Origin of the sequence: Planococcus sp. FY231025 (assembly GCF_052078085.1) — a bacterium.
Taxonomy (GTDB): Bacteria; Bacillota; Bacilli; order Bacillales_A; family Planococcaceae; genus Planococcus.
The window spans coordinates 324440-336061 of record NZ_JBQJJG010000005.1; the positions used below are offsets into that span (position 1 = coordinate 324440).

At 51.5% G+C, this 11622-nt stretch carries 10 protein-coding genes; 8 read left to right on the plus strand and 2 right to left on the minus strand.

Features of this window, described 5'->3' with window-relative positions; translation table 11 throughout:
- Positions 1–181: 181 nt before the first annotated feature.
- The gene (locus ACTL32_RS07955; RefSeq protein ID WP_441340946.1) at positions 182–1558 is read right to left on the minus strand and encodes a glycine--tRNA ligase; all 1377 of its coding nucleotides are present in this window, start codon (positions 1556–1558) and stop codon (positions 182–184) included.
- A gap of 313 nt (positions 1559–1871) precedes the next feature.
- Here ACTL32_RS07955 and ACTL32_RS07960 point away from each other — a divergent pair, with 313 nt between their 5' ends.
- The 8 genes from ACTL32_RS07960 (at position 1872) to ACTL32_RS07995 (ending at position 10325) form a co-directional block, all read left to right on the plus strand.
- Complete coding sequence (locus ACTL32_RS07960) at positions 1872–2510, plus strand: helix-turn-helix transcriptional regulator (protein ID WP_441340947.1); 639 nt, start codon at positions 1872–1874, stop codon at positions 2508–2510.
- 10 nt (positions 2511–2520) lie between these two features.
- Entirely contained in the window at positions 2521–3324 is an 804-nt protein-coding gene (locus ACTL32_RS07965) for a pyruvate, water dikinase regulatory protein (RefSeq protein ID WP_441340948.1), read from the plus strand.
- A 214-nt stretch (positions 3325–3538) separates the two neighbouring features.
- A complete protein-coding gene (dnaG, locus tag ACTL32_RS07970) occupies positions 3539–5353 on the plus strand; it encodes a DNA primase (protein WP_441340949.1) in 1815 nt (604 codons plus the stop codon).
- 33 nt (positions 5354–5386) lie between these two features.
- Positions 5387–6541, plus strand: coding sequence for an RNA polymerase sigma factor RpoD (gene rpoD / locus ACTL32_RS07975; protein ID WP_204890448.1), 1155 nt, complete (start codon positions 5387–5389; stop codon positions 6539–6541).
- A gap of 207 nt (positions 6542–6748) precedes the next feature.
- Positions 6749–7888, plus strand: a complete 1140-nt coding sequence (locus ACTL32_RS07980) for an acyl-CoA dehydrogenase family protein (protein WP_441340950.1) — start codon at positions 6749–6751, stop codon at positions 7886–7888.
- Between the two features lie 129 nt (positions 7889–8017).
- Positions 8018–8413, plus strand: a complete 396-nt coding sequence (gene cccA, locus ACTL32_RS07985; protein WP_441340951.1) for a cytochrome c550 — start codon at positions 8018–8020, stop codon at positions 8411–8413.
- Between the two features lie 102 nt (positions 8414–8515).
- Positions 8516–9229, plus strand: a complete 714-nt coding sequence (locus ACTL32_RS07990) for a tRNA (adenine(22)-N(1))-methyltransferase (protein WP_441340952.1) — start codon at positions 8516–8518, stop codon at positions 9227–9229.
- A complete protein-coding gene (locus tag ACTL32_RS07995) occupies positions 9216–10325 on the plus strand; it encodes a Nif3-like dinuclear metal center hexameric protein (RefSeq protein ID WP_441341199.1) in 1110 nt (369 codons plus the stop codon). The genes ACTL32_RS07990 and ACTL32_RS07995 overlap by 14 nt, the downstream gene beginning before the upstream one ends.
- 305 nt (positions 10326–10630) lie before the next feature.
- Here ACTL32_RS07995 and ACTL32_RS08000 read toward each other — a convergent pair whose 3' ends face one another.
- Positions 10631–11611, minus strand: a complete 981-nt coding sequence (locus ACTL32_RS08000; RefSeq protein WP_441340953.1) for a 4-hydroxy-3-methylbut-2-enyl diphosphate reductase — start codon at positions 11609–11611, stop codon at positions 10631–10633.
- Between the last annotated feature and the right edge of the window lie 11 nt (positions 11612–11622).

An 11622-nucleotide genomic window follows, 5' to 3' on the forward strand; every position in this document is an offset into this window, starting at 1 on the left:
CCGAGGTGAAATACTTTCCATTTGCAATGAAATACTTTCTTTTCACCGTAGAAGGCTGCCTTTTCGGCGGAAAACCTGTCCGCGACCACTATAATACTGTCCGGACCCAACAAAACCTCACAAAACAAGCAAGGTCAATAAAAAACCCGGAGCCTCTCAAGGAGGCTTCGGGTTGTAAAAATTAGAATTGGATACGTTCAGAGATGTAAGCCTGCACGTCGGCTATCGGCATGCGCACTTGCTCCATTGAGTCGCGGTGGCGGACAGTTACTTGGCCGTCTTCCACGGAATCGAAGTCGTACGTGATGCAGAACGGCGTACCGATCTCGTCCTGGCGGCGGTAGCGTTTGCCGATCGACTGGGACTCATCGTAATCCACCATGAAGTGCTTGGCAAGGCCGGCGAACACTTCCGTCGCGCCTTCTGCCAATTTCTTCGACAACGGAAGGACAGCCGCTTTATACGGCGCCAGTGCCGGGTGGAATTTCAAGACGGTGCGTTTGTCGTCGTTTTCCAGTTCCTCTTCATTATAGGCGTCGACCAGGAACGCAAGTGTCACGCGGTCAGCACCTAGTGACGGCTCGATGCAATACGGCACGTAGCGCTCGTTCGTGATCGGATCGATATAATTGAAGTCTTCTCCGGAATGCTCCATATGGCGCTTCAAGTCGAAGTCGGTGCGGTCCGCGATGCCCCATAGCTCGCCCCAGCCGAACGGGAATTTGTATTCGATGTCGACTGTCGCGTTCGAGTAATGGGACAATTCGTCTGCGTCGTGTTCGCGCAGGCGCATATTGTCTTCCGTCATGTTCAGGTCAAGCAGCCAGTTTTTGCAGAAATCGCGCCAGTAGGCGTACCATTCCAGGTCTTCGCCCGGCTTGCAGAAAAATTCAAGTTCCATCTGTTCGAATTCGCGCGTGCGGAACGTGAAGTTCCCGGGCGTGATTTCGTTGCGGAAGCTTTTGCCGATTTGGGCGATGCCGAACGGCATTTTCTTGCGCATCGAACGCTGGACGTTTTTATAGTTGACGAAGATCCCTTGCGCCGTTTCCGGGCGCAGGTAGATTTCGTTTGTAGAAGCCTCGGTTACACCCTGGAATGTCTTGAACATCAAGTTGAACTGGCGGATTTCTGTATAGTCCTGCTTGCCGCATACCGGGCATTTGATTTCGTGTTCCTGGATCAATTCCGCCATCCGCTCGAACGACAATCCGTCGACGACCATCTCGATGCCTTTTGCATCCAGTGCGTCTTCGATCAATTTGTCGGCGCGGTGGCGCGTCTTGCAGCTCTTGCAGTCGATCATCGGGTCGTTGAAGTTGCCGACATGTCCAGACGCGACCCACGTTTTCGGGTTCATCAGGATCGCAGCGTCCAATCCGACATTATGTACGGATTCCTGGACGAATTTCTTCCACCAGGCTTTCTTGATGTTGTTTTTCAATTCGACGCCAAGCGGGCCGTAATCCCATGTGTTGGCCAGGCCGCCGTAGATCTCCGAACCTGGAAATACGAAACCTCTGTGTTTTGCTAACGATACTACATCTTCCATTGACATATAAAAACCTCCATTAAAATAAAAAATCGTACCCGTCCCGGACATAAAGTCCGAGGACGAGTACGTTATGACCCGCGGTTCCACCCCGATTGGCTGCAGCAGCAGCCCTCTTGAAAAAATCCGGCTCCAGAGTGCCTTTTCCTGTTTGGTTGCGGGCTTCCACCATCCCCGCTCGCTGAATGCAACAGTACTTTTTTCTCTTTCATTGCCGGCTATTAAATTCTATAGTATTGTAACATGGCATTCTTTTCTTCGCAATATGCCGCCAATTAGTATATAATAATTAACATTGAGTATAACATATTTTGAGGCGGTGAGTCCGATCGAACTCAATAAGAGACAAGAAGAGATATTGCGCATCGTGAAAGGCAATGGCCCGATCACCGGCGAACAGATTGCCGACCGGCTGCATTTGACGCGTGCGACGCTAAGACCCGATTTGGCCATACTGACGATGGCAGGCTTTTTGGATGCCCGTCCGCGTGTGGGCTATTTTTATTCCGGCAAAAAACCGGGGCACGACATTACCGACACGATGAACAACATGAAAGTGAAGGACTTCCAGTCGATTCCGGTGGTTGTGCGCGAAGACGTCAGCGTCTACGATGCCATCAGCCAGATGTTCCTCGACGATGTCGGCACGCTGTTCGTCGTCGATAAAGAGTCGTTTCTGACGGGTGTGCTGTCGCGCAAGGATTTGCTTCGCACCAGCCTCGGCAGCCAGAACCTGAGCGCCATCCCTGTACATATCATCATGACCCGGATGCCGAATATCACGTTTTGCATGAAGAATGATTCGCTGATCCAAGCCGCAAACCGACTGATCAACCAGCAGATTGATGCGCTGCCGGTCGTGGATGAGCAGCCCGGAGGCTATAAAGTAGTAGGCCGCCTGACGAAGACCAACATCACACGGGCATTTTTGTCTTTGTCGGAAAGCCATGAATTGTGAGGTGCAGAAAATGAAACAACTCCGTTTGTTCATCGTCTCCGATTCAGTCGGAGAAACTGGGGAGCTTGTCGCCAAAGCGGCAGTCAGCCAGTTCCTATACGCTGACCAGAATGCGGTCATGAAACGATTTCCCTATATTGATACGGTCGACCATTTGCAGGACATCATCAAAATGGCTGCTGAACAGAAAGCATTCATCGTCTTTACACTCGTTTCAAAGGAATTGCGGACGTACCTGATTTCAGAAACCGCGAAGTACAACGTGCGGGCGATTGATCTAATGGGCCCGTTGATGGATGCACTCGAGAAGGAGTTCGACTCGGTGCCGCTCCAGGAGGCAGGGCTTGTCCGGAAACTCGACGACGATTACTTCAAGAAGGTGGAAGCGATCGAATTTGCCGTGAAGTACGACGACGGGCGCGACCCGCGCGGCATCCTGATGGCCGACATCGTCCTCGTCGGCATTTCCCGGACCTCCAAGACGCCGCTGTCCCAGTATCTGGCGCACAAGCGGCTGAAAGTGGCGAACGTGCCGCTGGTGCCGGAAGTGGACCCGCCGGAAGAATTGTACCAAGTCGATCCGGCCAAATGCTTCGGCCTGGTCATCTCTCCTGAGAAGCTGAACCACATCCGCAAAGAACGGCTGATCGCGCTCGGATTGAATGATGACGCGAACTATGCGCAGATCAACCGCATTCATGAGGAAATCACCCATTTCCGAAAAGTGGTGGACCGCATCGGCTGCGAAGTGTTGGATGTAACAAACCGCGCAGTAGAAGAGACCGCCAACCTGATCATGAATAAAATAAAATAAAGCCTAATAAAATAGCAGAAGCGTTGAAACCACCTGAAAAGGCGGTTTTTCTGTTTTAAATGTGGATTATTTCATCAAAACGTTTTATAATGAAGAATTGTGGATAAAAGTATAACGAGGCCAATGTTTTGGATGCCATCTTTTTTAAAAAGATGAAGGAATTCACCCCATAATCTCGAATTAAGTATGTTAAGCGAAAAAAGATGGTGATGAAATGTCAATCCGAGTTCCTGAAGAAGTCATTGAGCAGATCCGCACTTCAGCGGATATTGTCGATATCGTCGGTGAATATGTCCAATTAACAAAACGCGGACGCAACTGGTTCGGGCTATGCCCGTTCCACGGCGAAAGCACGCCATCCTTTTCCGTGACTTCCGATAAGCAGATTTTCCATTGCTTCGGCTGTGGCGCCGGCGGAAATGTCATCACTTTTCTGATGGATATCGAAAACCTTTCTTTCCAGGAAGCGCTGTCGAAGCTTGGCAGCCGGGCCGGAATCGAAGTGGATGTCAATGTTCCCTCTGAAGCCAGCCAGGCGCTGTCGAAAACGGACAGCCAATTGGTCGCCATGCACGAATTTGCAGCAGAGATGTACCACCATATTCTGTTGAACACAGAAGAAGGCCAGGCGGCGCTCGATTACCTGGAGAACCGCGGGTTCACCCGCGAACTGATCGAGAAATACCGCATCGGCTGGTCATTGCCTGAATGGAATTATATGGCAACAGCACTGCAGCGAAAAGGCTACAGCGAAGCGGAGCTGGTCGAAAGCGGGCTGGCGATCGAGCGCGAGCAGGGGAATGGCTTTTTCGATCGTTTTCGCGGTAGAATAATGTACCCGATCATGAATGAAAGCGGCAAGACAATTGCCTTTTCGGGCCGTATCCTGGAGAACACGAAACAGGAAGCGAAATACATGAACAGCCCTGAATCGCCGATATTCCAGAAAAGCCAAGTGCTCTACAACGTCCACCAAGCACGGAATGCCATCCGGAAAAATCGGAAAATCATTTTGTTCGAAGGATTTATGGACGTCATTGCGGCTTCGAAGGCCGGCGTGGAAAACGCCCTTGCAACAATGGGGACATCGCTGACCTCACAGCACATCCGGGCCATGAAGCGCTTTGCGCAGGAAGTGGTCGTTTGCTTTGACGGGGATGACGCCGGATGGGAAGCGGCCAAAAAAGCCGCCATCGCATTGAATGAAGAAAATTTCAAAGTTGAAGTTGCCGTCCTGCCTGGGAAAATGGATCCAGATGATTTTGTCAGAGAGAACGGCGGCGAGGCTTTTAGAGAGCAGATCATCGGCAAGCCGCACGCTTTTATCGCGTTTGCCATGATGCATGCCCGGAGGCATAAAAACTTCCAGTATGAAAACGATCTGCTGCAATATATCCAGGAAGTGCTTCAATTGCTGGCAGGCCGGTCTTCGCCGATTGAGCGGGACCTGTATATCAAGCAATTATCGAAAGAAACCGGATTGTCGGAAGAAGCGATTCTTCAGCAATACCGGAAGCTGGAAAACAAGTCGATCGAACGCAGCCGCCCGCAGCGCCCGGCAGAAGAAGCGCCGTCTGCAAGGCCGCCAAAGCGCGAGCCCAAGCGGACCTCTTCCCTGAACCGGGCGGAGCGCCTATTGTTCGCCCATGCGCTCGCTGAACCGCGGGTCATGGAAAAATTGGCGAATGCCGCAGACGGCATGCCGTTTGTCAGTGAAGAATACAAAGCGCTGTATGTCCAGCTGCTCGGTTTTTATGAAGAATGGGACAAAGCGGATTTCCATAAATTCCTGGAAACGCTCCAAGACCCCGAACTCCGCAAATTGGTGATGGAAACAGCGCTGGCCGAACGGGATCCCGATCACGGGGAGGAAGAAATCGATGATTGCCTCAAGCATCTCGACAAACACCGCATCGAGCAGCAGATCCATCTGAAGATCCAGCAGTCGAAGGAAGCGGAAAAGCAGCACGATATGAAACGCGCGCTGCTGCTGGCGCAGGAAGCGATTGCCTTGCGGAAATCATTGTAAGTCAATTCCGGTTTTTTTAAAGGAGGAAGTTGTATGGCTGAGAAATCAGAACATCAAAACGAAGTTGAAGCAAGCAATGTTTCATTGAGCACGGAAGGCCCTGAAATGACAGTGGAAGAAGCAAAAAAACAACTGATTGAAGTGGGTAAGAAAACCGGAGAACTTAATTATGAGCAGATTGCCGATAAATTAGCCGTTTTTGAAATGGAATCCGACGCTGTCGAAGAATTTATCGACCAGCTGGAGGGCCATGGCATTGAGCTGGAGCGGAAATCCGATGACGAAGAGCATTTGGACCGCCTCATGAAACCGACCGAAGAGAAATTCGATTTGAACGATTTGAGCGTGCCGCCGGGCGTCAAGATCAATGACCCGGTGCGGATGTACTTGAAAGAAATCGGCCGCGTCGACCTTTTGAAAGCGGAAGAAGAAGTCCGTTTGGCCAAATTGATCGAACAGGGCGATGAAGAAGCGAAAAAACGCTTGGCTGAAGCCAACTTGCGTCTTGTGGTCTCTATCGCGAAACGTTATGTCGGCCGCGGCATGCTGTTCCTGGATTTGATCCAGGAAGGGAATATGGGCTTGATCAAAGCAGTCGAGAAATTCGATTACTCAAAAGGCTTTAAATTCAGTACGTATGCCACTTGGTGGATTCGCCAGGCCATCACCCGTGCGATTGCCGACCAGGCGCGGACCATCCGCATCCCGGTGCATATGGTCGAAACGATCAATAAACTGATCCGCGTCCAGCGCCAATTGCTTCAGGACTTGGGCCGCGAGCCGTCGCCTGAAGAAATCGGGGAAGAAATGGACCTGCTTCCAGAAAAGGTGCGTGAAATCCTGAAGATTGCACAGGAGCCGGTATCGCTTGAAACGCCGATCGGTGAAGAAGACGATTCGCATCTCGGCGATTTCATCGAAGATTCGGACGCACAGTCTCCGTCCGACCACGCCGCCTATGAATTGCTGAAAGAGCAGTTGGAAGACGTGCTCGACACGTTGACAGACCGCGAAGAAAACGTGCTTCGCCTCCGTTTCGGCCTTGATGACGGACGCACACGCACACTTGAAGAAGTGGGCAAGGTGTTCGGCGTGACCCGCGAACGGATCCGACAGATCGAAGCGAAAGCGCTTCGCAAATTGCGCCACCCGTCACGCAGCAAACGCTTGAAAGATTTCCTAGAATAAACGGCTGTTTCCTTCCCATGGAAGGAACAGCTTTTTTTTATTGTTAAAAATGCTGTTGACCGCAATGCCTCTCCACCTGTTCACTGTTGAAAGCCGACTTTCCGGAAGCTTTTTTCGATGAAATCCGGTTAATGGTTGAGTTTGTCTAAATTTTTCCTATATAATGAATAATGAAAGCGTATACACAACAAAGGGGATGTAGGACAAATGAATTTCGATTTGACTCAAGAACAACAGATGATCAAAAAGACGATCAAGGAATTCGCAGATAAGGCCGTTGCACCAGGGGCGATTGAACGCGATAAGACGAAGGAGTTCCCGAAAGAGATCTTCAAACAGCTATCCGACATGGGGATGATGGGATTGCCGTTTGGAGAAGAATACGGCGGAGCAGGAGCGGATACGGTCAGTTTCGCGATCGTCACAGAAGAATTGAGCCGTGCATGCGCTTCGACGGGCATCACGTATTCCGCGCATATTTCACTCGGCGGCGCGCCGCTGAACCTGTTCGGCACAGAAGAGCAGAAACAGAAATACCTGACGCCGATCTGTACTGGCGAATCGTTCGGCGCGTTCGGACTGACTGAACCGAATGCCGGATCGGATGCAGGCGGCACGGAAACCCGTGCCATCGAAGACGGCGATGACTGGGTCATCAACGGATCGAAAGTCTATATCACCAATGCCAGCCATGCGAAGCATTTGGCAATCACTGCAATCACGGGCATGAAAGACGGCAAAAAGGAAATTAGTGCCATCATCGTGCCGACGGATGCAGAAGGCTTCACGATCATCGACAACTATGAAAAAATGGGCTTGAATGCTTCCAACACGACGGAGCTGGTCCTTGAAAACGTACGTGTGCCGAAAGAGAACCTGCTCGGCAAGCGCGGAGAAGGCTTCAAGCAATTCATGGTGACATTGGACGGCGGTCGCATCGGCATCGCAGCGATGGCGGTCGGAATCGCACAAGCGGCATTCAACAAAGCCTTGAACTACTCGAAAGAACGCAAGCAGTTCGGAAAAACATTATCCGAATTCCAAGTGACGCAGTTCAAGCTGGCGCAGATGGCGCTGAAAATCGAATTGGCCCGCAATATGGTCTACAAAGCGGCTTGGCTGAAAGACGAGGGGCGCCCGTTCACAAAAGAGGCCTCCATGGCAAAACTTTTCGCATCGGAAATGGCGATGGAAGTGGCAGACGAAGCCATCCAGATCCACGGCGGCTACGGCTATATGAAGGAATACGAAGTCGAGCGCTATATGCGCGACGCGAAACTTCTTGAAATCGGAGAAGGGACTTCCGAAGTCCAGCACATGGTCATCGCCCGTGCAATCGGTTGTTAAATTGCTGATTTTGTCACAAAAGGCTAAAAGTTATCCGATATCGCTTTTCGTTTTGCAAATAATACAGTACAATAATGAATGATACGATTACTATCATTAATGCAGAACTTGAAGAGGGAGGGGTAACGGATGCAAAAAAATGCAATTGTACCTTATATCTTAATCATGGCGTTCGGTATTGGTCTAATTTTCTTCTTATCATTAGAAGGAGCAGGCAACCAAGAGGAAATCGCTGAAGAACATGCAGCAGGAGAAGAAGGCGCAGAAAACGGCGACGCTGCACCAGATGGCGGCGAAGAAAACGCAGGCGGCGAATTCGATCCGGAATCTGTTGCACAAGCACAATGTATTTCTTGCCACGGTTCAAGCTATGAAGGCGGCGTAGGGCCATCACTTATCGACACAGAACTTGACCAGGCAGGAATCGAAGAGATTATTGCTAACGGTAAAGGCGCAATGCCAGGCGGGCTTGTTGAAGAAGAAAACATCCCGGCTATGGCTGAGTGGATTTTAACACTCGAATAGTATGAAAACCCTTAGTTCTTTGAGCTAAGGGTTTTTCTATACATGTCAGGCGAACGAAGGGCAGAAGGCTGTCCCAGTTTTTTTTCAAGTCAGGAGGATTTTATGAACGCTCAACAATTATCACATCGGCTCGAACGGGTGGCCCATTTTGTTCCGAAGCACGCCGTCGTGGCGGATATCGGCAGCGATCATGCCTATTTGCCGTGCTACCTCGTCGGCAATGGCCTTGCGGATCGTGCGGTTGCAGGTGAAGTGGTCAAAGGCCCGTACGAATCGGCCAAAAAACAAGTGCAGCAAGAAGGATTGGAAGACCGGATCACGGTCCGGCTCGCAAGCGGGCTCCTTGCGATCGAACCGGTTGACAGCGTTACAGCAGTAGTTATCGCCGGCATGGGCGGTCCGTTGATCGCATCGATCCTCGAACAGGACAAAGACAGGCTCGAAGGCGTCCAGCGCCTTATCCTGCAGCCGAACGTCCATGCGCGGGCAATCCGGGAATGGGCGGCGGCCAATAACTGGGCCATCGCTGAAGAAGAAATTATCGAAGAGAACCAGAAGATTTACGAAATCGTGGTGCTGGAGCCGGCTGAAGAAGAGGTCCGCTTCACGGAAGCTGAGCTGATCCTCGGGCCGAAACTGATGGCAGAACGCACAGCTGTATTCCGCACAAAATGGCAGAGGGAAGCCGCCCAATGGAAGAACATCATTGCATCGATGGAATCCACGGAACAGACAATGGAAATTGTCGAAAAGAAACATGAACTTGTACGGAAAATAAAACTGGTTGAAGAGGTGCTGCATGGTGAAAATTCCTAACGGACAGCAAATCATCGAAGAGTTTGAAAAATGGTCGCCGAAATATCTGGCGATGGAAGGCGATCCGGTCGGCCTGCATGTCGGGACGCTCAATAAACGCGTAGAGCGGGTCCTTGTGACGCTTGACGTCAATGAAGCTGTCGCTGATGAGGCGATCGAACAGGGAGCAGGGCTGATCATCGCCCACCACCCGCCGATCTACCGGCCGCTCGGCAACCTGCAGACCGATTTTCCGCAGGGGCGCTTGATGGAAAAACTAATCAAAAATGATATAGCAGTATATGCTGCGCACACTAACCTGGATGTCGCCTGGGGCGGCGTCAATGACATGCTGGCGGAAGCGCTCGGCTTGTCCGATTCCAGCGTGCTCGTGACGACCTACGAAGCGGAACTGGTGAAGATTGCCGTATTCGTGCCCGAAAGCCACGAAGAAGCTGTGCGGGAAGCGCTCGGCAAAGCCGGTGCAGGCGCAATCGGCGATTACGAGTTCTGCAGCTATACCTTGTCCGGCACCGGACGCTTCCGTCCGACGAAAGATGCGGATCCGTATATCGGGGAAGCAGGCAAGATGGAAAAGACCGAGGAATCGAAAATCGAAGTGGTCATCCGCAAAACCGAAAAAGACCGCGCCATCAAGGCGATGATCGCGGCCCATCCATACGAGGAAGTGGCCTATGACGTCTTTACGCTTGAAAACAAGGAATTGCCGATGGGTCTTGGCCGCGTCGGCCGATTGAACGAGGAAATGACGCTCGGCGAATTCACTGCTTTTGTCAAAGAGCGGCTCGGCGTACCGGCAGCACGCGTTGTCGGCGATTTGTCCAAACCCGTCAAAAAAGTCGCGGTGCTCGGCGGTGATGGCAATAAATACATCAATGCAGCCAAACGCTCGGGCGCTGACGTCTACGTGACCGGGGACCTTTATTTCCACGTCGCTCAGGACGCACAGGCAATGGGCCTATCCGTCGTCGACCCCGGCCATCATGTCGAGAAAATCATGATCCAGGGCGTTGTCGACTGGATGAAGAAGAACAGCAAACTCGCTTGCGAGTTCCTGCCTTCCGAAGTGAATACCGAACCTTTCCGGTTCGAATAAAAGAAGGCGCTGCCCGGCGAATGGGCGGCGCCTTCTTTTGACTATGAGTGCAAAAGGTTATATCCGAAATACACAATGCTGAACTACTATAACAAAGCTGTAAAAGAGACTTTATTCGTGTTAATGAGCTCAACTAGCGCGGGCGCGTTAAAGGGCTAGGCGAAGCAAGGAGGCGGGTGTTTTTTCCCGGCTCTATGCAAGAGCCATGCCCAAAGCGCTCAAGCGGATTAAAGATGATAATTATTAAATTAATTTAGATTAATGGCCTAAAAAAACACGCCGGAGGTTCCGGCGCGCCTGAAAAGTTATTCTCCGACCGGATACGGCTCAATGCGTTCCGACGGTTTCGGGTGTTTGATTTTCGGCAAGATCTTGTTGAGCGGCACGCTGCGCGCCAAATCGTGGGTGGATGGGTCTTCCGGGTCGTATTTGTCCAAAAATGCCATCACTTCTTTGACGATCGGCGTCGGCGTCGAGGCTCCGGCCGTAATGGCGACCGTTTCGATGCCTTTCAGCCATTCAAGGTTCAGTTCCGACAAATCGGATATTCGGTAAGCCGGTGTGCCGGCGATGTCCTGTGATACTTGTGCCAGGCGGTTCGAGTTATTGCTCATCGGGTCGCCGATGACGATCAAGAGGTCTGCGTCGACGGCTTGTGTCGCGACCGCTTCCTGGCGTACTTGGGTAGCCAGACAGATTTCCTTGTGGACTTCCGATTGCGGGAACTTCTCTTTGAGGCGTTCCATCAATTCGACAACATCCCACTGGCTCATTGTCGTTTGGTTGGTGACGATGATCTTATCGGAATCGAGTTCCAGTCTCTCTACGTCTTCAACCGTCTCGACAAGGTGGACCAGGTCGGGAGCGACGCCGATTGCGCCTTCGGGTTCCGGATGGCCGTTTTTGCCGATGTAGATGATGTGGTAGCCTTCAGCGGTCTTTTCACGGATCAGGTCATGGGTGACGGTGACGTCCGGGCACGTGGCATCGATCGATACCAGACCTTTGCGCTTCGCCAGTTCACGCACTTGCGGCGATACGCCGTGCGCTGTGAAAATGACGGTGCCGGTTTCCACCTTCTCCAGGATTTCCAGGCGGTTTTTGCCGTCGAGCGTGATGATGCCGTCCTGTTCGAATGCGTCGGTCACGTGTTTATTATGAACAATCATCCCTAATATATAAATCGGCCGAGGCAGTGTCTCGTCCATTGCTGCATTTTTCGCGATCACCATTGCATCCACGACTCCGTAGCAATAGCCTCTTGGCGATATTTTCATTACTTTCATAACCGCACTCC

Excerpts from the sequence above, each read along its gene's own strand:
- ACTL32_RS07955 (WP_441340946.1), bottom strand. The coding sequence starts at position 1,558 with ATGTCAATGGAAGATGTAGTATCGTTAGCAAAACACAGAGGTTTCGTA.
- ACTL32_RS07990 (WP_441340952.1), top strand. The coding sequence starts at position 8,516 with ATGAACGCTCAACAATTATCACATCGGCTCGAACGGGTGGCCCATTTT.
- ACTL32_RS07965 (WP_441340948.1), top strand. The coding sequence starts at position 2,521 with ATGAAACAACTCCGTTTGTTCATCGTCTCCGATTCAGTCGGAGAAACT.
- dnaG (WP_441340949.1), top strand. The coding sequence starts at position 3,539 with ATGTCAATCCGAGTTCCTGAAGAAGTCATTGAGCAGATCCGCACTTCA.
- cccA (WP_441340951.1), top strand. The coding sequence starts at position 8,018 with ATGCAAAAAAATGCAATTGTACCTTATATCTTAATCATGGCGTTCGGT.
- rpoD (WP_204890448.1), top strand. The coding sequence starts at position 5,387 with ATGGCTGAGAAATCAGAACATCAAAACGAAGTTGAAGCAAGCAATGTT.
- ACTL32_RS07980 (WP_441340950.1), top strand. The coding sequence starts at position 6,749 with ATGAATTTCGATTTGACTCAAGAACAACAGATGATCAAAAAGACGATC.
- ACTL32_RS08000 (WP_441340953.1), bottom strand. The coding sequence starts at position 11,611 with ATGAAAGTAATGAAAATATCGCCAAGAGGCTATTGCTACGGAGTCGTG.